The organism is Devosia ureilytica (assembly GCF_024273195.1).
Classification (GTDB): domain Bacteria; phylum Pseudomonadota; class Alphaproteobacteria; order Rhizobiales; family Devosiaceae; genus Devosia; species Devosia ureilytica.
This window is the reverse complement of sequence record NZ_JAMZCU010000002.1, coordinates 747,481-767,479: the sequence shown is the minus strand read 5'-3', so window position 1 is coordinate 767,479 and position 19,999 is coordinate 747,481. Positions and strand designations below refer to the sequence as shown.

Annotated in this window: 20 protein-coding genes and 1 riboswitch; of the genes, 17 read left to right on the top strand and 3 right to left on the bottom strand. The window is 58.5% G+C overall.

Annotation, left to right across the window (positions count from 1 at the left end):
• Positions 1-441: 441 nt before the first annotated feature.
• Complete coding sequence (locus NIM87_RS07810) at positions 442-1,020, top strand: VUT family protein (protein WP_254674067.1); 579 nt, start codon at positions 442-444, stop codon at positions 1,018-1,020.
• Positions 1,017-1,478 (top strand): preQ(1) synthase, encoded by a 462-nt coding sequence (queF, locus tag NIM87_RS07805; protein WP_254674066.1) that lies wholly within the window; start codon positions 1,017-1,019, stop codon positions 1,476-1,478. Before NIM87_RS07810 ends, queF begins: the two co-directional genes overlap by 4 nt.
• Before the next feature lie 106 nt (positions 1,479-1,584).
• On the opposite strand, the gene NIM87_RS07800 is transcribed toward queF, so the two are convergent.
• Complete coding sequence (locus NIM87_RS07800) at positions 1,585-1,863, bottom strand: hypothetical protein (protein ID WP_254674065.1); 279 nt, start codon at positions 1,861-1,863, stop codon at positions 1,585-1,587.
• Between the two features lie 192 nt (positions 1,864-2,055).
• A riboswitch (FMN riboswitch) is annotated at positions 2,056-2,205 on the top strand.
• A gap of 41 nt (positions 2,206-2,246) precedes the next feature.
• On the opposite strand from NIM87_RS07800, the gene ribD reads away from it, so the two are divergent.
• From ribD to NIM87_RS07725, 15 genes are all read left to right on the top strand, one after another.
• Entirely contained in the window at positions 2,247-3,344 is a 1,098-nt protein-coding gene (gene ribD / locus NIM87_RS07795) for a bifunctional diaminohydroxyphosphoribosylaminopyrimidine deaminase/5-amino-6-(5-phosphoribosylamino)uracil reductase RibD (protein ID WP_254674064.1), read from the top strand.
• A complete protein-coding gene (locus NIM87_RS07790; RefSeq protein ID WP_254674063.1) occupies positions 3,325-3,933 on the top strand; it encodes a riboflavin synthase in 609 nt (202 codons plus the stop codon). Before ribD ends, NIM87_RS07790 begins: the two co-directional genes overlap by 20 nt.
• Positions 3,909-5,129 (top strand): 3,4-dihydroxy-2-butanone-4-phosphate synthase, encoded by a 1,221-nt coding sequence (ribB, locus tag NIM87_RS07785; protein WP_254674062.1) that lies wholly within the window; start codon positions 3,909-3,911, stop codon positions 5,127-5,129. Before NIM87_RS07790 ends, ribB begins: the two co-directional genes overlap by 25 nt.
• Positions 5,122-5,571: a 6,7-dimethyl-8-ribityllumazine synthase gene (ribH, locus tag NIM87_RS07780; protein WP_254674061.1), complete on the top strand. Its 450-nt coding sequence runs from the start codon at positions 5,122-5,124 to the stop codon at positions 5,569-5,571. Before ribB ends, ribH begins: the two co-directional genes overlap by 8 nt.
• Before the next feature lie 166 nt (positions 5,572-5,737).
• Entirely contained in the window at positions 5,738-5,947 is a 210-nt protein-coding gene (locus NIM87_RS07775) for a hypothetical protein (protein ID WP_254674060.1), read from the top strand.
• A 520-nt stretch (positions 5,948-6,467) separates the two neighbouring features.
• Positions 6,468-8,582: a putative bifunctional diguanylate cyclase/phosphodiesterase gene (locus NIM87_RS07770; RefSeq protein WP_254674059.1), complete on the top strand. Its 2,115-nt coding sequence runs from the start codon at positions 6,468-6,470 to the stop codon at positions 8,580-8,582.
• Positions 8,583-9,601: 1,019 nt separating this feature from the next.
• Positions 9,602-10,489 (top strand): glucose-1-phosphate thymidylyltransferase RfbA, encoded by an 888-nt coding sequence (gene rfbA, locus NIM87_RS07765; protein ID WP_254674058.1) that lies wholly within the window; start codon positions 9,602-9,604, stop codon positions 10,487-10,489.
• The gene (gene rfbC / locus NIM87_RS07760) at positions 10,476-11,039 is read left to right on the top strand and encodes a dTDP-4-dehydrorhamnose 3,5-epimerase (RefSeq protein WP_254674057.1); all 564 of its coding nucleotides are present in this window, start codon (positions 10,476-10,478) and stop codon (positions 11,037-11,039) included. Before rfbA ends, rfbC begins: the two co-directional genes overlap by 14 nt.
• A gap of 15 nt (positions 11,040-11,054) precedes the next feature.
• Entirely contained in the window at positions 11,055-12,122 is a 1,068-nt protein-coding gene (gene rfbB / locus NIM87_RS07755) for a dTDP-glucose 4,6-dehydratase (protein WP_254674056.1), read from the top strand.
• On the top strand, positions 12,119-13,003 hold the full coding sequence (gene rfbD, locus NIM87_RS07750) for a dTDP-4-dehydrorhamnose reductase (protein WP_254674055.1): 885 nt from the start codon (positions 12,119-12,121) through the stop codon (positions 13,001-13,003). Before rfbB ends, rfbD begins: the two co-directional genes overlap by 4 nt.
• A 13-nt stretch (positions 13,004-13,016) precedes the next feature.
• Positions 13,017-14,000: a hypothetical protein gene (locus NIM87_RS07745; protein WP_254674054.1), complete on the top strand. Its 984-nt coding sequence runs from the start codon at positions 13,017-13,019 to the stop codon at positions 13,998-14,000.
• Positions 14,001-15,368 (top strand): rhamnosyltransferase WsaF family glycosyltransferase, encoded by a 1,368-nt coding sequence (locus NIM87_RS07740; protein ID WP_254674053.1) that lies wholly within the window; start codon positions 14,001-14,003, stop codon positions 15,366-15,368.
• Positions 15,365-16,429: a GSCFA domain-containing protein gene (locus tag NIM87_RS07735; protein ID WP_254674052.1), complete on the top strand. Its 1,065-nt coding sequence runs from the start codon at positions 15,365-15,367 to the stop codon at positions 16,427-16,429. Before NIM87_RS07740 ends, NIM87_RS07735 begins: the two co-directional genes overlap by 4 nt.
• A 26-nt stretch (positions 16,430-16,455) precedes the next feature.
• Entirely contained in the window at positions 16,456-17,133 is a 678-nt protein-coding gene (locus NIM87_RS07730) for a sulfotransferase family 2 domain-containing protein (RefSeq protein ID WP_254674051.1), read from the top strand.
• Between the two features lie 17 nt (positions 17,134-17,150).
• Positions 17,151-18,374, top strand: coding sequence for a class I SAM-dependent methyltransferase (locus tag NIM87_RS07725; RefSeq protein ID WP_254674050.1), 1,224 nt, complete (start codon positions 17,151-17,153; stop codon positions 18,372-18,374).
• Between the two features lie 46 nt (positions 18,375-18,420).
• Here NIM87_RS07725 and NIM87_RS07720 read toward each other — a convergent pair whose 3' ends face one another.
• Both NIM87_RS07720 and NIM87_RS07715 read right to left on the bottom strand, forming a co-directional pair.
• The gene (locus tag NIM87_RS07720; RefSeq protein ID WP_254674049.1) at positions 18,421-19,287 is read right to left on the bottom strand and encodes a TylF/MycF/NovP-related O-methyltransferase; all 867 of its coding nucleotides are present in this window, start codon (positions 19,285-19,287) and stop codon (positions 18,421-18,423) included.
• Complete coding sequence (locus tag NIM87_RS07715) at positions 19,274-19,861, bottom strand: ABC transporter ATP-binding protein (RefSeq protein ID WP_254674048.1); 588 nt, start codon at positions 19,859-19,861, stop codon at positions 19,274-19,276. Before NIM87_RS07715 ends, NIM87_RS07720 begins: the two co-directional genes overlap by 14 nt.
• Positions 19,862-19,999: the final 138 nt, after the last annotated feature.

The window sequence follows — 19,999 nt, the reverse complement described above, 5'->3', positions numbered from 1 at the left end:
TCATCCAGATTGTCGCCAGCGTCTCATCCAGATTGCCGCGCTATAACCGCGCTCGCCCCTGTAACTTTGCGTGTGGATACCCGTGTACCTCTCACACTCGCCACTAGGATTAGCTGAAGACTCTAAATTTTTGGCTAGTTTCACGTTCGATATGAGCGTGGATGTCTGCACAGAACGAGGGTGCTCACGAACGACGCAACGACAAGGAGGGTCGCGGCAATTCCGGCAGTGACAATGCTGGTGGAAAAGGCGGCGGGCGCCCCTAAGTCCAATCAGATGTCGGACCTGCGACTGTTCCGACGCTCCGCCACGACGTCTTCAGGGAGGTCACCGAACTCCGGCGCCAGTTGGTTTGCCGGGGCTCGCCCCTTGCGAAGCACGGACTATTCCCGCAATGAAAGCTCCGCTCAGGTCTGTGTTGCCTGAAAGCAGGAGAAAACCATGTCAAATACGCCTGACCTTCGTTGGAAGGTCGAGGGCATAGCCCTTATTGCCGCCTTCACCCTGACAGTACCACTGGCCAACTGGATGATTGGCAATGTTGGAACCGTCTGCGTTCCGGATGGCCCTTGTCTTGTGCCAGTGGCGCCCGGCCTCCTGGCGCCCAGCGGTGTGCTGGTGGCCGGCCTTGCATTTGTCCTCCGGGATTTTGTGCAACAGCGTCTTGGTGCAATCTGGGCCATTGCCGCCATCGTCGCTGGTGCAGCCATCTCAGCCACGATCGCGCCGCCCGCCCTGGTGATTGCGTCGGCTGCAGCATTTCTGGTGTCCGAACTGGCAGACATGGCGGTATTCACGCCCTTGCGGCGTCGCGGCTTGCTTCTCGCCGTGTTCGCCTCGAGTATCGTCGGGCTCTTTGTGGATACGTTGATCTTTCTGCAACTGGCATTTGGCAGCACAGACTTGATGTGGGGTCAGGTTGTAGGCAAAAGCTGGATGGTGGTACTGGCATTGCCACTGGTTCATCTGTTGCAGACACGCCGCACGTCAACGGCTCCCATTGAGGGAGCACAGGCATGAGCGAGCAGCATCTTGGCCTGAGCCAGCTTGGGCGCGATGTTCCGGCACCCACTGACCCCACGACGGCCGTTTTGGAACGCGTGCCCAATCTCCACGAGGATACCGATTACCTGACCCGCTTCACCGCGCCTGAGTTCACGTCAATTTGCCCGGTCACAGGTCAACCCGATTTTGCCCACCTGGTCATCGATTACGTTCCGAACAGGTGGCTGGTAGAGTCGAAATCCCTCAAGCTCTATTTGACGGCCTTCCGCAACCACGGGGCCTTTCATGAGGATTGCACAGTCGGGATCGGGCGTCGTTTGGTGGGTCTGCTCGAGCCTCGCTGGCTCAGAATTGCCGGCTACTGGTACCCGAGAGGCGGCATGCCGATTGACGTCTTCTGGCAGACCAACACTCCGCCAAGCCATCTCTGGCTACCAGACACTGGCGTCCCCAGCTATCGCGGCCGTGGCTAGGTTCAGTCTGTTCGTGCGCCAACCCATGCGAGCGTGCAACTGAACTCAATTTTGACTCGCAGGGCAGTCTCGCAACTTGAGGCTGCCCTGCGGGGATTTGGCAATATTACCAGACCCCACCGTCGTACACCGGCTCCTCGACCGGTTCGTCGATGGGCTCCGACACGGATCCGCCGCCGGCATTGCCCACCTTGCGATCATTTCCCTGGTTTCCGTCAAAGCCAGAAATGCCGCTGTCATTGGTGTGGCTTTGGCCCGGGCCGGCCATGTCAATCAAATCCACAGGAGCAGGCACATCGCCTGAACCGATGGCCAAAGCTGGACCAGCGACCGCAAACGCAGCGACCACCGACAGCGCTGAAGACAGAAGAAGAGACTTTTTCATGAATACCCTCATCGGATTTCGGCTCATCAGGGCCGGTCGCCCAGTGTCTGGTCAGACTCAAGTACGGTTCCTATTCGAACTGAATCGCTATTGAGATGAATTGCATGCACATGCCCGGGATAAGGCACGTTGATGTGCCTTCTTGCTCTGTTGCCGCCCTTGCTCTAAGTCAGATTGAAGCAGGTTACCTGCAAGTGTTCTCAGGGCGGGGTGGAATTCCCCACCGGCGGTAATTGTGTTTTTCGGCACATCAGCCCGCGAGCGCCCATCCTTCGGGATGGGGTCAGCAGACCCGGTGTAATTCCGGGGCCGACGGTATAGTCCGGATGGAAGAGAACCGATGATCGTCGACGCGCGCTTTCCGTTCACCGGACAGCGCGTGCTTGTCGTCATTTGCCCTGGAACGCGTCTTTGGTGACGACGGGACGGGCATGAACGAAAGCGCAGTTTACCCCAATCCAGATCTTCCGCCGCAGCCGATCCTGCGCGCCTTTGCGCGTGCGCTGGATTTGGCGCGGGCCCATGAGGGCGCCACGGCGCCCAATCCGCCGGTCGGTTGCGTTCTGCTGGATGCAAGGGGATTGGAGCTGGCCGCCGGCGCCCATCGGCGGGCGGGTCTACCCCATGCCGAAGCGGAAGCCATAGCGCTGGCACGCGCGACCGGCCTTGCGGACAAGATCGACAGCGTCGTGGTGACGCTCGAACCCTGCAACCACCACGGCCGCACACCACCCTGCGCGGAGGCCATCCTGACCACGGGCGCACGCCAGGTCTGGATTGCATGCCGTGACCCCAATCCCCGGGTCACGGGCGGCGGCGCCGAACGCCTGCGCGCAGCGGGGCTCGGTGTGCACATCTTGTCCGATCTGCACCACCCCGAGGCCGCTGTGCTGCTTGGAGAAGCCAACCGGCTGCTCGCGCCATTCGCAAAGCGCAGCCAAACAGGCTTGCCCTTCATCACCATTAAGCAGGCCATTTCCGCGTCGGGAAGCATGGTACCGGCTGCCGGGCGCAAAACCTTTACCAGCACTTCCTCGCTGGAACTGGCCCATCGTCTGCGGCGTCGGGCCGATGCCATCCTGACAGGCTCGGGGACGGTTCTTGCGGACAACCCTCTCTTTACCGTGCGGCGCGTACCAGACCACCCGGAAAAGCAACGCATGCTGGTCATCCTTGACCGGCGCCGGCGGGTCATTGAGACCTATCTGGATGCTGCCCGACAGCGCGGCTTTACCCTGCACCTGGCCGATGACGTGCACCACGCCTTGGAAGCGATCGGCGCGGCGGGCGGAATGGAAGTGCTGGTCGAAGCCGGTCCGACCCTGACCGCGCATCTGCTCACAACCGGCCTCTGGGACGAGCATGTTCTGATCGAGCAGGCCGCCAATCCCGACGGGACCGACCGGGTGACCGTTCGCCACAACCTGACTTCCCAAGCTTATTCACACGGAAAGGAAAAAGATGTTTTCGGGCATCATTGAAAAACGCGCACGCGTCTCTCTGGCCGCGCCCAATGGCGGCTCGCTGGAAATCGAACTCGAAAGCGGCTGGCCGAACCTGTCGCTGGGCGAGAGCATTGCCGTCAACGGCGTGTGCCTCACCGTCACCCAATTCGATGGCGCCGGCCGCGCCCGTTTCTTCATCAGCCCCGAAACGCTGGCGCGCACCAATCTGGGTGGCCTGGCCGTCGGCCAATACGCCAATCTGGAGCGCGCGGTAACGCTCGACACGCGGCTTTCCGGACATCTGGTGCAGGGTCATGTCGACGGACTGGCGCGGCTGGTGGAGCGCGTCGAGACCGATGGCGCCTACAAGCACGTCTTTGTGCTGCCCGACGCCCTTGGACGCTATTGCGTCGAAAAAGGCTCCATCGCCCTCAATGGCATCAGCCTCACCATCAATGGCCTCGACCAGCGGGACGGGGGCGTTGCGGTGCTGGTGACCATCATCCCCCACACCTGGGAGCACACCAATCTCAATACCCTCGCCATTGGCGACGATCTTAATGTCGAGGTCGACGTCATGGCCAAATATGTGGAGCGGCTATGTCTGCCCTATCTCAAGCCCTGACCCAATTGCGCAATGGCGGCATGGTGATCCTGGTCGATGACGAAGATCGTGAGAATGAGGGCGATCTCGTCATTGCCGCCGAATTTGCGACCCCGGAAGCGGTCAACTTCATGGCCCGCCATGGACGCGGCTTGATCTGCCTGGCGCTCACCGGCGAACAGGTGGACAGGCTTGGCCTGCCCCCGATGGTGGCCAATAACCGGGCCCGGCGTTCGACCGCCTTTACTGTGTCCATCGAGGCTGTCGAAGGGATCACCACCGGCATATCGGCGCATGATCGGGCCAGGACAATTCGGGTTGCGGCCAACCCCGATGTGAGGACAAGCGATATCGCCTCGCCGGGTCACGTCTTTCCCCTCAGGGCAGCCGAGAACGGTGTGCTGGCGCGCGATGGCCATACTGAGGGCGCTATCGACCTGATGCGGCTGGCCGGGTTGCAGCCCGCCGGCGTGATCTGCGAGGTCATGCGCGACGATGGACAGATGGCGCGGCGGACAGATCTCGATATCTTTGCCCGGGAACACAAGCTGCCCATTCTGACCATAAGGGACATCATCGCCCATCGTCTCGCTAACGAGACTCTGGTGGACGAGGTGGCGCGATCCGAGCTGCCCACCAAACACTCCCCCGTCCCGTTGGAGGTTCGAGCCTTCCGCAGCCGGTTGGACGGGACCGAGCACCTGGCGCTGATCCGCAATCCGCTGGGGCGCACGCCGCTGGTACGCCTGCACTCAGAATGCCTCACCGGCGATGCACTGGGTTCGCTCAGATGCGATTGCGGACCACAACTGCAGGAGGCTCTGTGCCAGATCGCCACTGGTGATGGCGGCGCCCTGATCTATCTGCGCGGGCAGGAGGGCCGCGGCATCGGCCTTGCCAACAAGATCCGTGCCTATGCCCTGCAGGACCAGGGCCACGACACGGTGGAAGCCAATACGGCCCTGGGCTTTGCGCCCGATGCCCGCGACTACGGTATTGCCAGCCAGATCCTGCGCGCGCTCGGCATCGAGCGCCTACGGCTGTTATCAAACAATCCGGACAAGGCCCTTTCACTCGAGCAGTTCGGCATCGATGTCGCCGAGCGCGTGCCGCTCGAAATCCCAGCCAATCCCTACAACTGGCGCTATCTCGCGACCAAGCGGGACAAGTTCGGCCACACCTTCACCCATCAGGAACATGAGAACCAGAATGTCTGAAACCACACCTCGCCTTGCCCTTGTCGTCAGCCAGTTCAATCCCGAGGTTACCCACGGCCTGCGCGATGGTGCACTGGCCTATCTGGCGGAAAACGGCGTTTCGATAGCGCCAGACCACATCTATTCGGCGCCTGGCGCCTTCGAAATTCCGCTCATCGCCAAGCGCCTGGCACAATCCGGCTTCGATGGCGTGATCTGCCTGGGCTGCGTCATCAAGGGTGATACGGCTCATTTCGAATATATCAGCGAGGCGGCCGCCCACGGATTGATGCAGGCTGGCCTGGAAACCGGCAAGCCTATTACTTTTGGCATTTTGACCACCTATACCGATGAACAGGCGATCCTGCGCAGCCGCAAGGACGAGCACAACAAGGGCCGCGAAGCTGCTGCTGCCTGTTTGGAAGCACTGCGCACTTTAAGGACCTGCCCGGCTTCAGCTTGAGACTTCAATAACAAGTTCTGCGGTACTACGCTTATGGCTCGGTTTCCTTGGGCGCGCGTTGACGGTGCGTGTTTTTAGGCCACCAGCCGGTTAGATCTGGAGATGCAGCGTGCGAGGACAAAAGGAACGGCGGCTTGCGACCAGATACCGCCAGCGGATGCCGGCCATGCTTGTCCTTGACGACGACCTTACGCGCTTCCCAGTGGTTGTGATCAACAGATCAGGTTCGGGTTTAACCATTGAGTTGGCCGAACCTGTAGATCTGCCAGCAACCTTCAGAATTCTGGTCCAGCAGGCAATTGAGCCCTGTGATCTGGCTTGGCAGAACGGGAAATTGGCGGGCGTGCGTCTTGGCAGCCCGACTGAAATTACCTGAGCCAATTGGTAACAGTGCTGGACGCGCGCGGTGCAGGGCATGGCAGATGCCCCACCGTTCGACTCTTCACCCAACGACGATACGGCACGCTACCTCAGAGCCCAATGCTTACCCCTGATGGCGACGATGGGTCGACCCGGAGCGGCGACGCTGGTCGGGGCCGCTCAGGATTGAAGAGTGGCCATCAGATGTGAAGCGCCAGTTCTCGTTACGGTGTCGACGACGTTTCAGTGTTCCGTGAACTGATCGCACGGGCGGCTGTGCGTCGAGGAGAAGTAAGCCGGAGAGGACCTTGGGCTCAGTTCACAGATAATACCAGCTCACCCGAAGTGGGCAGAGATATTCATAACTTGGGCACGTCACCTCGAAGGTGATGTTTCGGCCGCCGATCATCTCTTCAATAGAGTCGAGTGTGTAAGGCGGCGCCTCATGGAAGGACCAGCCCCTCCGACCGCCACATAGCGTTTCCTTAATCTTCGGCGGTGTTTACTGCCTCGATGAACGCTGGGAGGGTGGCAGAATGTCATCGAGGAGTTCGGCGACCTTCAACGTAAGCACCATCTGGCATGTCGTCCTGCCTGTTGTCCTTCTAATCGTCGGAACTGTCGGCGGCCTAATGCTTTACTTGCCTGGGGCACTCAGATCCGCTGCCCTTGAGTCGACCCTGCAAAGCAATGTGGAAGTAGCCGACCAGATCAAGATCATACGTGGATATTACACCACCCGCGTGGTCGCTAAGGCCCTAGTGACCGGAGCGATGCAGCCATCCATCGATCATGAAGCTGAAGCGACGGGCATACCTTTGCCGGCCACGTTCGTGAAGGATATTTCCGACCTCCTTTCTGAGCGAGACCTGCAGCTCGCCTTGATTAGCCCATATCCGTGGCCCCATCGCTCAGAGCGCCGGATGGACAATTTCCAAGAGGTGGCATGGAAGGCCTTCCAAACCGACCCTGATGCCGTTTTCGCGCGTGAGGAAATCATCAACGGACAGCGCGTAATGCGCGTCGCCGTAGCGGACCGAATGACCGCGCCAGCCTGCGTGTCGTGCCACAACAATCATCCAGATTCCGTCCGCCGAGACTGGCAATTGAACGATGTGCGCGCAGTGATGGAAGTTTCCAAGGTGGTTGAGCCATATCTCGCCGGCGCCGAACTCAGGAGTCGCTACATCATTTCAGCGGTTGCGACCGTTGCAGCGCTGCTCATCGCCGTTTTATTGGGAATTGGCCTTCTCGTCTCCCGCCGCACCAAAGAGAAAAACGACGCGGTGCGGCACCTTCAATACCTGGCCCATCACGACGCCATGACGGGCCTTCTCAGCCGAAGCAGCTTCTCGGAACTGGTTTCCCAGGAGATGGGCGGACGTACAGCGGTGGCAATTCATTTCGTCGATCTAGACCGCTTCAAGGACATTAACGACTGTATGGGTCACGATACTGGTGACGAACTGATTAAACAGACTGCGGAGCGGCTCAAAGAGCTCTGCGGAGAGCATCACCTTTTGACGCGTTTCGGTGGCGACGAATTCGTGATCGCGCAAACAAACGTAGCCGCCCCGCAAGACGCTTTGGTGTTCGGGCAGGCTATCGTAAAGGGCCTGGCGCAACCTTTCACGCTGTCGGGCCACACGATCAATATCTCCGCCAGTGTGGGAACCGGCATCGCTGATCGCCAGGTGACCGTTGACGAACTTGTGAAGCGGGCCGATATCGCTCTATACCGCGCAAAAACGGTGGGTAGAAACTGCAATGTTCTGTTCACACCGGATATGCAGCAAGTGCTCACCCGACGGCGGCGCCTCGAAACTCGCATTTGGGAGGCTCTGCACGCCCAGGAGTTCATACTGTTCTTTCAGCCGATCCTCAGTGCCAGGACCAAGCAGCTGGAGGGTTTCGAGGCCCTGATCCGGCTCCCTGATGGCTTTGGTGAGATGATCTCGCCTGGCGAGTTCATACCAATTGCTGAAGAAATCGGGGCAATCAGCCGCATCGGAGACTGGGTAATTCGATCGGCCTGTCGCTTTGCCGCGACCTGGCCGGAGCATCTTACGGTCTCCGTTAATCTGTCAGCCGCTCAATTCGGCCGAAATTTTGAGGCGGATCAAGGGCTGGTCGATGTCGTCTTGCAGGCACTGAAGGACAGTGGTTTGGATCCGCACCGCCTTGAGCTGGAAATCACGGAAAGCCTTGTTATGGAGCGGACCGACGTCGTCCTCTCAGAGTTGAAAGCATTGCGGGACCTTGGTGTAAGTATCGCAATGGACGACTTCGGAACCGGCTACTCAAACTTAAGTTCTCTCTGGCAGTTGCCCTTTACCAAGCTAAAGATCGACCAGTCATTCGCCAAAAGCTGGCGAGAGAACGCAGCGACGGTCCACCCAATACTGGATACGATCGCATCACTCAGCCGTTCACTTGGTGTGAATTTGACTGCTGAAGGCGTAGAGACACAGGAGGAAGACGATTTATTTACAGGCCTAGGCTGTGATCAGCTGCAAGGCTACTTATTTGGCCGTCCACTTCCCCCGGCGGATATGGCTGCATTTCTAATCAGTCATCGGACGCCCAGTCTCGAGGCAACGACGTTCGAAGACTGGTCTAGTGGAAGCACGGGTGCGACCAAGACAGCCTAACTGTATAGACAGCCGAATTGCAAAATCCGTCGACGTTGGATCAACGATCGAGGATGCCAGCCCCCAGCGTTGCCCGGCCCAGCCGCTAGCGACGGTCCTATCCGTGCCGTGACCTGAGCGAGCCTCAACGCCAGTAGGCGCATTGGCACAGCGCGGGCGTCGATAGTTTGGCGATGCCACCGTGACCAGCCGCTACACCCATGTCGCCGATATCGCGCTCATATGGCCCCGATTGCATCACCCCTTACACCCAGCAAGGAGGGCCTTGACCGCTGCCCTTGTGGGCAGCGGTCGAACGCCCCTTCGACCTCCGAACCTTTGCTTCGCAAGAAAATCAGTGTCTTACGCAGTAGGGCGGCGGCGGCAACGGCGCGGAAACATCGACTGAAGCAGCGGAAAGCCGAGGCGCACTGCTTACGCAGAGCTCCCTTCGACGCACCTCAAGTCGGCTCGCCCCTTCTTCAACTCATTGTAATACAAGGATAAATTTGGCGCGCCGGTCAGAACAGAACTGCGAACACCTACACCATTGAAATACAGAGATGAATCGCGGCACCTGTTGCCGATTAGAACCCTGTTCGGACCCAAGCTCGCCACCTTCATGGCTGCGTCGGAGTCCGTTCGAATCGGAACAAGAGGCAGAGCGGAGGGTCGTGGCCGGCGCGAACATTCGGCTGGTCGCCCCTGAGAACGCGCTCATCAGATGGTATGCCTCGCGGCGAGGATCACCATTGATTGCCGCGTCGAATAGTTCAGATAGCAAGCGGCCCAACGATGGCCTTGAAGCGGTCAATCGCGCATAGCGTCGGTACTGAGCTGACGGGCGTTTGCTGATTGTCGCCAGGATTTTGACCCGGATTGTCATCGAGACGTTTTCTCAGTGAAAACTCCTGCCCCTAACGGGTCAGATCTCGGTGACAATCAACAGGGCGTTGCCAAAAAATCGGCATCTATGCTTGATTGCGGTTGGCGATTGCGGCTAAGAGCGTCAGCATGGCTAGCACTCAAAATTTCATCGTATGAAGGGCATAATCCTGGCCGGAGGAAGCGGTACCCGCCTGTATCCGCTGACTTTGGCCGTCTCCAAGCAAATCCTTCCCGTATACGACAAGCCCATGGTCTACTATCCCCTTGGTGCTTTGATGCTCGCGGGCATCCGCGAAGTCCTGATCATCTCAACACCTCGCGATCTACCCCAATTTCGTGAGTTGCTGGGTGACGGCAGCAATTTTGGCATATCGCTCTCGTACGCTGAACAATGCCAGCCCAATGGATTGGCTGAAGCATTCATCATCGGACGGAACTTCGTCGGCAACGACCCGGCCGCGCTCATTCTCGGCGACAATATCTTTTACGGCACAGGGCTGGCGAGGCTTTGCCGCGAGGCAATCGAGCGCAAGACGGGTGCGACTGTCTTCGCGTACCACGTGAAGGACCCGAGCCGGTATGGTGTTGTCAGCTTCAACAGCACTACCGGACATGCGGACACGATCGAGGAAAAGCCGCCAAATCCGAAATCGAACTGGGCAATCACGGGCCTCTATTTCTACGACAACGATGTGCTCGATATTGCTGCGTCGATAAAGCCGTCGTTGAGAGGCGAGCTCGAAATCACCGACGTCAATCGTGCGTATCTTGAGCGAGGAGATCTGCATGTCTGCCGGCTGGGCCGGGGATTCGCCTGGCTGGATACCGGAACACACGACAGCTTGCATGACGCCTCATCATTCGTACGCACAATAGAATCGCGCCAGGGAATGAAGATCATGTGTCTGGAGGAGATTGCGCTTGAGCTCGGCTATCTAACGGCCGACCAGGTACTCAACAGGGCTGGTCAGCTAGGCAAGACCGAGTATGCCAGCTACCTACGCCGCCGAATAAAGGAATTAGCGGATGCTGGACCTTAAGCCCACCAGCCTGGAAGGTGTCGTAGAAATCGTTCCACGAAAGTTCGACGACGAGCGTGGCTTCTTTTCTGAGACCTATAGCGCCCAGGCGCTAGCTGAACACGGAGTGGACCTCGTCTTCCGGCAAGATAACCACTCCTATTCTGAAGTTTCCGGTGTGCTCAGGGGACTGCATTATCAGCTTCAGCCGCGAGCACAGGCCAAGCTGGTGCGCGTCGTGCGAGGCCGCATCTTTGATGTTGCCGTCGACATCCGGAGGGGCTCGCCAACATTAGGCAAATGGGTTGGGTTGGAGATTTCCGCCGAAAAGTGGAACCAGCTACTGGTGCCGGTGGGCTTCGCCCATGGTTTCGTCACACTCGAGCCAGCGACAGAAGTGGTCTATAAGGTGACCGACTACTACTCACCTGAACATGACCGCTCTATCCGCTTCGATGACCCGCAAATCGGTATCGCGTGGCCTTTCACTGCCGACATGGTGCAGCTTTCGCCAAAGGACCGGGACGCACTGCCGCTTGCGGCCGCTGACCTATTTGACTTTGACACTTAACAGATTGAAAAAAGCATGCGGATAATGGTGACCGGCGGTGCTGGATTCATAGGATCGGCTGTTTGTCGCCACCTGGTGGCAAACGGGGCAGAGCGGGTCGTCAACGTCGATAAGCTCACTTACGCTGGCAATCTTGGGTCGCTGCGGGACATCGCCGACAGCCCCAACTACGTCTTCCACCACGTTGACATCTGCGACGGTGGCCTGATCAACTTCATGCAGGCTGAGCGGATCGATGCTGTTATGCATCTCGCTGCCGAAACCCATGTTGATCGATCGATTGACGGTCCCGAAGCGTTCGTCGAGACCAATGTCGTGGGAACTTTTCGCCTGCTCAACGCGGCGCTCGAGTACTGGCGCGGACTGCCGCCAGGCCGGCGGCGGAGCTTCCGCTTCCATCATATCTCGACCGATGAGGTGTTCGGCGACCTTCCATTCGAGAGCGGCGTCTTTACCGAAGATACGCCGTATGCGCCCTCCTCGCCCTACTCCGCCTCAAAAGCTGCCTCGGATCATTTTGTACGCGCCTGGCACGAAACCTACGGCTTGCCGGTGGTCCTCTCCAACTGCTCCAACAACTACGGGCCCTATCACTTCCCGGAGAAGCTCATTCCGCTCACTATCCTCAACGCGCTCGCAGAAAAGCCCCTGCTTGTCTATGGCAACGGCGCGAACATCCGCGACTGGCTCTACGTCGAAGACCATGCCCGTGCCCTAGCTCTAGTGGTTAGCAAGGGCCGCGTAGGAGAGAGCTACAACATCGGAGGACGGGTCGAGCGCACCAACCTAGCAGTAGTCGAGGCGATCTGCGCGCAGCTCGATGTAAGGCGCCCGCGCGCAAAGGGAACAAGCTTTCGCGAGCTAATAACCTTCGTGACCGACAGGCCTGGGCACGACAGACGCTATGCCATCGATGCTTCCAAGATCGAGCGCGAACTCGGCTGGACACCCCGGGAAACTTTTGAGACCGGTCTTGCCAAGACGATCGACTGGTATCTTGAGAACGATTGGTGGTGGAAGCCAGTTCGGGAGCAGCGCTATGCCGGCGAGCGCCTCGGCAACTCAAAGGCCATCGTTGCATGAGAATCGCGGTGACCGGCCACGAAGGCCAAGTAGCCCGCAGCCTTGCCGAACGCGCATCGACGCGCGACAGAGTCGTTGTCATCACTGTTGGTCGTCCTTTGCTCGACCTGACAAGACCCGAGACGATCATGCCCGCACTCGCGTCGGTACAACCCGATATCGTCGTCTCCGCCGCGGCTTTTACAGCGGTCGACCAATCGGAGGACGAACCGGATATCGCCTATGCAATCAACGAGGGGGGCGCCAGGGCCGTGGCTGAAGCGGCCGCAAACCTTGGCATTCCGGTTATTCACCTTTCCACGGACTATGTTTTCGACGGCAGAAGCGAACGCCCCTATACGGAGGACGACTTGCCCGCGCCACAAAGCGTTTATGGCGCCTCCAAGCTGGCAGGGGAGAACGCAGTGGCAGAGGCCAACCCACGTCATCTGATCCTGCGCACCGCCTGGGTTTACAGTCCCTTCGGCCAGAATTTCGTAAAGACAATGCTGCGCCTTGCCTCTGAACGCGGAGAGATCTCTGTAGTGGCGGACCAATGCGGCAATCCGACCTCTGCACTCGACATCGCAGACGCAATCCTGCATGTGGCCAATGCTCTTGGCCGCGAAAGACCAGAACCATGGGGTATCTACAACGTAGCAGGAGCGGGCGTGACCAATTGGGCAGATCTTGCTCGCCATGTTCTTAGCGCCAGTCGTGAACATGGCGGGCCCTATGCACAAGTGCTAGATATTGCCACAAGCCAATACCCCACCAAGGCTCGCCGACCGGCCAGTTCTCGACTCGCAACAGACAAAATTACAAGCAGCTTCGGGTGGTCGGCACCCGAATGGCGGGCGAGCGTGCGTGCCGTTGTGCACCGGCTGGTCGTTCGGCCATAGTGAGATTTTTCGGATGACTCAATCCCGCACCATTCTGCACATCGGGCCGCCCAAGACGGGAACGACGACATTCCAAGAGCTCGTCTTTCCGGCCCTGAAATCGGTGTGCTTCATGGGCAAACCTTGGTGGAATCCGACCGTCCCTTATGAAAAGTGCGTGGCGCTACACCGCGCGATCGATAGTGTTACCAAGGCCGCCCATTCCTATGACCAAGGAGCGGCGAAGGTGGCCGTCGACGACTGGCTGGCCCACGCGCCTGCCGCCCAACCGCTCCCCGACGGCAGCCTACTGCCGCGTTTCCTCTCGGAGGAACGCCTGAGCTTTACCGATGTCGTCAGCATGGATGAGATTGCTAGACGACTTGCGGCCCTGTTTCCGAGGGCAGAGATCGTTTACACGCGACGAGATCGCGTTGCTGGCCTACGCAGCTTTCATCGGTGGCTTTACGCACACGCCTGGATCAATACCAGCTTTTCCGACTGGCTCGTGGAAGGGATAATGTTGAACGAGTCTGATCTGGCCGGCGTGGCATTGAGGAGCTATGATTGGAAACTCATCGAGACCAGCTTTGGTGCGCATTTCCCGTCGGTGCGGTGGGGCGAGTTCAGCGACATGTTCCGCTCACCGCAAGCTTTTTTGCGCACCACCATCGGGGTCGAATCTGAAGAGTTCAGCCGGTTCGAATTGCTGGTGAGCCGGCGGCTCAATGAGTCCCCCGGCCGCGCCGTTTCCGAATTGCATCGCGCGGTGAAGAAAGCCATCCGTCTGTGGAACCAGCTGCCATTGGCCAAGATCGATGAAAAACGCGAATATCTGGGCGACACACCGCTTTGGCGGGCGCTGGAGACTCCGCTGCGACCTTTGCGTTGGGGAGAATCCAAGCTTGCGGCCACGGATGCTGACAGGGAGCGGATCGCCGCGTATTACGCAGCGCGAGACGCATCTGGTGACCCGCGTCATAGCCCCAAACTGGGACGAGCAGCAAAAGGAAACTGAGTGAGCGGCTCCAGGATAACAATTTCCCACAAGATCGCCGCAGGCCTGCTGCTGGTGCACCGGACACCAAGCATCCGTAGCAAGTTGAGCGTACTCGGCCAACTAACAAGGGTGGCCCTGCATCCAAAATTGGGCCGCCCCGATGGGGCTCCATCTGTATCGGCCGACGCCTGGGCCGAATACCACTTGCTGTCCTTTGTAAACCGCGACATCAATGTCCGCTTGCAGCCGGACCAGCCCCCACGAATTTGGTTCGTTGTTCCGGACCTGAATGCCAGCGTCATTTTCGGCGGGTATATCGCCCTTTTTCAATTTATCAACTTCGTCCAGTCGCTCGGCTACGAGACCGCGATCCTGGTCCTGGGTCCAATTGGCGACAAGAGCGAGCTTCTCAAAAGTTTCGAGGACCGGGCGCTGATCCACAAGGTCATCACGCAGTCGCACCTGGAGCGGGTCGGCATAAGTCGGACCATTCGACTTAACCCTGACGACATGGTGGTCTCCTATAACTGGACCACTTCGCTCGTAGCAGCCAGGATGGTGCGTTTCCTCGACGATAAGGGCTATTACTACTTCGTTCAAGAAGACGAGCGTATCTTCTATGCCAACGATAGTCGACGCTTTCTTGCCGAAAGCGTCTTTCATCAGCAACCACGACCGCGGCTGATCTGCAATTCAAGCAAGCTTCTGCAACACCTCCAGTCAGAGGGGCTGGTTTATCCCGATAGTGAGGTCGCCGTCTTCGAACAGGGACTTCCAGCGGCCGTGCTGCCTGACCGAGCCACGTTGTCCAGCCGCTCGCCCCGCCGCTTTGTGTTCTACGGCCGACCGGAAGAGCACGCTAAGCGGAACCTCATGACCATTGCCCTGATGGCCCTTGCCCGCGCAAAGCGATGCGGTGCCTTCGACGCCGAGCCTTGGGAGTTTTTCATGATCGGCTCGCCCAAGATGGGCGAAAGCTTCGAACTGGATGGACTGCGTATTACCTGTTTGCCCAATAAGGACTACGAGTCCTATCGCCAAACCCTGGCAACGTTTGACCTAGGTATGAGCCTGATGTATGCACCTCACCCCTCGGTGCCGCCTTTCGAGATGGTGCGTTCGGGAGTGGTGACGGTGGTAAACATCGCCCCCGGCCGCCCGGCGGAATGGTACCGCTCCCTTACTTCGAACTTCGAACCGGGGGAGCCCACGGTGGACGGCCTGGCGGGGGCAATCGGCAGGGCCGCCAAGAGGGTGGGCGACGTCGATGCAAGGCTCTCTGCGGCCCGTACCTATCATCCAGAGAGTTGGCACGTCAGTTTCGCCCATGTACCCGGCATGCTTTCACATCGGCTTTTCCGTGCCAAAGCGGAGTTAGCGACATGAGTGTTCCAGAAGATCTTGCCCCGGTTTATGCTTTGGAAATGCCCCCTCAGGATCCCCGGCCCCATATCACGCCCTATGAGGTCATCAGCCACAACTATCGCGACAACCGATACAAGCGATGGCTAGATACCGGCGACGATGCCAATGCTGCTCAACGGCGTTACAGCAATGACTTTTTCTTCGTCAACAGCACGCCAAAATTCAGGCTCAGCCGCAGCCACAAGTTCTTCGCAATCGGCTCGTGCTTCGCCCGCAACATAGAGCGCGAACTGGCCGCGCAGGGCATAGCCTGCCTGACCGCGGGTACGAACATTCCGGCCGAATTCTATAGTGGGGATCGCGATGCACGAGCCGCGATGAACAAGTTCAATATTCCCTCCATGATCGATGAGCTAGAGCGCACCTTCAATCCGGCGCATCGGGAGCCCGGCCGCTATATCGGCGTTGGCGAGAACGAGTATTTTGACCCCGCGACTTCCGGGATAAAGCTCTTGCCACTAGAACAGCATGCCATCGTGCGAGACAGCATCCGGGAGACAACCAGCCGAATGGCCGAGGCCGATGTGGTCATTATCACCTTAGGCCTGGTAGAGGCATGGTTCGACCGGCCATCGGGACTGTTCCTGAACACATCGCCTCATCCGCGCGCCATGCAGCAGGAGGCCCGCCGCGTCAAAGCGGAGGGTCCCAATGGGCAACCAAGTCGCTTTGTACACATGCGTCCCAATTTCGCGTTCCTCCGAGACAAGATGCATCGGCTGATCCAGTTGGTCTCGACCTATGCTCCCAAGGCGAAAGTCGTACTGTCAGTGTCGCCGGTGCCGTTGCAGGCCACCATGACCGCCGACGATGTCGTGATGTCATCGTCGCTATCGAAGAGCCAGCTACGTGTTGTGGCAGAGGACGCACGGGACAGCTTCAACCACGTCGATTATTTTCCTTCCTACGAGATGGTCATGAATTCGCCGCGCGCCGAAACGTGGGAAGACGACGAGATTCATGTGAAGCCCTCGCTTGTCTCACAGGTAACAAGCGCTTTCGTCAAAGGGTGGATCGACTAATGCCACCCCCGCAAATCAGGAGTGATATGCTTTCCCTTGTTTCGATCCACGTTCCCAAGACCGCTGGAACCAACTTCATTGAGACGCTCAAGATCGTCTACGGTGACCGAATTTACATGGATTATGGCACCGAGCGCGACCTAACTGCGGCCCGGACCTGCGCCCCCTGGATTGCCGCGAATCCGGCCAGCTTTTGCGAGAAATACGACGTCATTCATGGGCACTATCATTATCCCAAATATGCCGACATCTTCGGCGATGCTCCCGTCCTGGCGACGCTGCGCCACCCGGTGTCCCGGGTCATATCTCAGTATCGTCACATTGCGCTGCACGGGGACGACAGCGTAGAGCGGCACCGCGCAATCATGGCGGGCGAAATGGACGTAGTGGCGTTTTCGCGGTTTCACTTCATAGGCAACGCACAGTCGGTCTACCTTGACGGTATCGGCATTGACGGGCTTTCCCATGCAATCATTCAGGAGCACTTTCGGACGACGGTGGAACGGTTCTGCGCGGCAATCGATTTCGATCCACAACATCCGCGCGTGCAGGAATTGGTCACCAAACCAATCAACTCGCGCGAAAATGCGGTGTGGAGCGGAAGCGCGATCCCGGTCGACCCTGCGATGCTCCCCGAGATCGAAATGAACTGCGCTGCAGACCTAGCCGTTTATGACCGTGCGCTGGAGCGCTTCGTCGCCTGACCATGAAAGAAGCGTCCATGTTTCTGCCTCCCCCCGAGGTCCTCGATTTTTTCCCGGATTACCGCACCACTCAGATTGCGTGGCAGGGACTGGCTCCTGTTGCAGCATGGGCCATCTGGTCGCTCAAACCGGGGCGTGTGGTGGAATTGGGTTCCTACCGTGGGGACAGCTTCTTTGCCTTTCTCGATGCCGCCTCCCAAGTGCCGGAACTACGTGAAATAGTGGCTGTTGACAGCTGGACTGGCGACAAACACACCGGCCCCTTTACCGGGCAAGTCTATGCGCAGTTCCATGACGAGCTAGAGCGTCGTGGCGATCATCGCGTCCGCTCCATCCGCGCATTGTTCTCCGACGCCGCCACCCAATTCGAAGAAGGCTCGATCGATATGTTGCATATCGATGGCGCCCATGAGTATGACGCTGTCAAGCTCGACTTCGAACAATGGCTCCCCAAGATGAGCCCAAACGGGGTCGTCCTTTTCCACGACACGATGGTAACCGATCCCGACTTCGGAGTCTGGCAAGTTTGGGCTGAAATCGAGGCTGCCTATCCGAATCGCACCTTCAATTTCGAGCACTCGAACGGACTGGGCGTCCTGTTCCTGGGGGATGACACCACAGGCGACTTCCGCCAGTTGGCACTGTTGCCCCCTAGAGAAGCCGCCATTCTACGCGATACCATGCGTCTCACCGGTGAAGCGATCGTGAACACGACGCGGTATGAGTACTTGCTTATCACGCGCAATGGCGGCGCGGTCGATGTGGGTCATATCTATAGCCGCGGCCATGATCGCACGAGAATAGAGAGATTACGCTCTATTGAAGCGACACGCCTGGAGACCCACGCCCTCAATGCGTGGATTGAACAGTGGTTCAACGTGCACAAGGGCGACCTCACCGCCGCACTAGTTGAACCTTCAATGTTGACGCAGACCAAGTTGTTGAGGGAAGAGTTCGAGGGTCAACTCCAACACCATGTCGCTAGGCTTGAGCAGCTTCTGGCGGAGCAGGGCAATGCCATACGACTGTCACTCGAGCCTTTGGTAATCCAGGCGCTTACCACACCGGGCGGCTCGCTGGGACCTGCCTTAGCATCATTTCTGGCCGAAATGTCGCGCGAGAAGAACGATGCCCAAGATGACTCTATTATGTCGCTTGGAAGCAAGGCGGATGCCCAGGATCAGGCGATCGACACCATCCTAAACTATATTCGCCGCAATGACCCACGCTTCACCAGCTAACGAATTTTTTGATGTAGCGCGCGGAAGCGCGTGCTCAAAAGCGTAGCTAGACGCGCCACCAAGCTCCCGCGAAATCAATCTGGTGCAGTTCCTGTGTCACGCCGTGAAGGTGGCGGTACTCTTCGACTGCCTTGGCGCACTGCTCGTAGACGAAGTAATCGTCGATTATGACAATCCCACCCGGAACCACGCGATCATAGAGGTTATCAAGCACTACCTTCGTTGAATGATAATAGTCGCCATCTAGGCGTAGGACCGCTATTTGCTTTGGGCCGTTTGTGCGCAATTGTGGCATGCTATCGGCGAACCACCCCTCTATGAAGTGAACGCTATCATCGAGCAGATCGAGCCGCGAGAAATGCGACTGCACTTGGTCCAAAGGGGCGGCAAGGATCGGGTTCTCATTGAGAGGTAGCGATGAGTCCGGTCCTTCTTTCATCTCAGGCAGGCCCTGGAAAGAATCGCAAACATAGAGATCCCGCAATTCGCCGTAGGCGGTCATTACTGCCTTCATCATCATGCAAGCGCCGCCGCGCCATACTCCCGTTTCGATCAGCGCTCCGGGGATATTTTCGGCAATCACCGTCTCAACTGCCCAGCGAACGTTGTCGAGCCGGTCAGGGCCAATCATGGAGAAGGGAAAGCCGAGAGTTTTTATCCACCAGTTTGGCCGGGCGAACGGGTCCTTGAGCGCCTCACTGATCTCGGGAGATTGGTTTCTAATGTCGACGAGCGCGCTGATAAGGGCACGTCTGTCTCGAAGAGGTGCCGAGCTGGTGAGAGCGTCAAGCAAGTACTTTATCCTGGCCCCATTTTCGGGGTTGATCTGGTTCAAAATGACCTTCGCCATCAGGTCCAGAAAAAGCTTTCGCGTATCGCCGGTCGCACGCGACCGATCCTCATGATTGTCCAATGTAAAACTCCGGGTCCCGTTGCGAGAATGCTTTGACCCTACCGCCCTCAAGCTCCAGCCTACTGGTGCATACCCTCGATAGTAACGTCTCATTGTGACTCGCCAGCACGATTATTCCCGCTCGCTCCGCCAGTTCCGACATCCGTCGGCGGGCCCTTTCCTGAAAGCCGGGGTCACCCGCGCCGATCCATTCGTCCATCAGAAGAATCTCCGGCTTCATGCTGGTGGCGATGGAGAACGCCAAACGTGCTGCCATGCCTTGGCTATAGCTTTTGAAGGGCACGTCGATAAAGTCTCCAAGCTCGCTGAAGGCAATGATCTCCTCCATGCGCGCTTCGATCTCCTCCGGGCTCCAGCCGTTTATCAGCCCACGCAATTCAATATTACGCCGTCCGGTTGCCTCGCGACGAAATCCCAAGTTAATGTTGAAAAGGGCGTCGATCCGCCCATCGGTCACTACTTTGCCACCGGTGGGCGCAAGTATCCCGTAGAGTACTTTGAGCAGTGTGGTTTTGCCTGCCCCATTAGTGCCGACCAATCCCAGCCGGTCGCCGGACTTAAGCTCGAAGCTCACGTCTTCCAAGGCTCGGACAAGGCGCCTACCCGCTCTTTCCTCGATCCGGCCGCCGGGTCCGACCAAGTGGGGGGCCCGGCGCGCCAGAGTCGGCCGTTCGCGTAAAGTGTAGGTTAGGGAGAGATTTTCCGCTCGGAT

Bases quoted from the DNA above. Each gene is read 5' to 3' on its own strand.
- NIM87_RS07730 (WP_254674051.1), top strand. From the start codon at position 16,456: ATGCTTTCCCTTGTTTCGATCCACGTTCCCAAGACCGCTGGAACCAAC.
- NIM87_RS07810 (WP_254674067.1), top strand. From the start codon at position 442: ATGTCAAATACGCCTGACCTTCGTTGGAAGGTCGAGGGCATAGCCCTT.
- rfbD (WP_254674055.1), top strand. From the start codon at position 12,119: ATGAGAATCGCGGTGACCGGCCACGAAGGCCAAGTAGCCCGCAGCCTT.
- ribB (WP_254674062.1), top strand. From the start codon at position 3,909: ATGTCTGCCCTATCTCAAGCCCTGACCCAATTGCGCAATGGCGGCATG.
- rfbA (WP_254674058.1), top strand. From the start codon at position 9,602: ATGAAGGGCATAATCCTGGCCGGAGGAAGCGGTACCCGCCTGTATCCG.
- rfbC (WP_254674057.1), top strand. From the start codon at position 10,476: ATGCTGGACCTTAAGCCCACCAGCCTGGAAGGTGTCGTAGAAATCGTT.
- NIM87_RS07775 (WP_254674060.1), top strand. From the start codon at position 5,738: ATGCTTGTCCTTGACGACGACCTTACGCGCTTCCCAGTGGTTGTGATC.
- NIM87_RS07725 (WP_254674050.1), top strand. From the start codon at position 17,151: ATGTTTCTGCCTCCCCCCGAGGTCCTCGATTTTTTCCCGGATTACCGC.
- ribH (WP_254674061.1), top strand. From the start codon at position 5,122: ATGTCTGAAACCACACCTCGCCTTGCCCTTGTCGTCAGCCAGTTCAAT.
- rfbB (WP_254674056.1), top strand. From the start codon at position 11,055: ATGCGGATAATGGTGACCGGCGGTGCTGGATTCATAGGATCGGCTGTT.
- NIM87_RS07770 (WP_254674059.1), top strand. From the start codon at position 6,468: ATGTCATCGAGGAGTTCGGCGACCTTCAACGTAAGCACCATCTGGCAT.
- queF (WP_254674066.1), top strand. From the start codon at position 1,017: ATGAGCGAGCAGCATCTTGGCCTGAGCCAGCTTGGGCGCGATGTTCCG.
- NIM87_RS07800 (WP_254674065.1), bottom strand. From the start codon at position 1,863: ATGAAAAAGTCTCTTCTTCTGTCTTCAGCGCTGTCGGTGGTCGCTGCG.
- NIM87_RS07735 (WP_254674052.1), top strand. From the start codon at position 15,365: ATGAGTGTTCCAGAAGATCTTGCCCCGGTTTATGCTTTGGAAATGCCC.
- NIM87_RS07745 (WP_254674054.1), top strand. From the start codon at position 13,017: ATGACTCAATCCCGCACCATTCTGCACATCGGGCCGCCCAAGACGGGA.
- NIM87_RS07790 (WP_254674063.1), top strand. From the start codon at position 3,325: ATGTTTTCGGGCATCATTGAAAAACGCGCACGCGTCTCTCTGGCCGCG.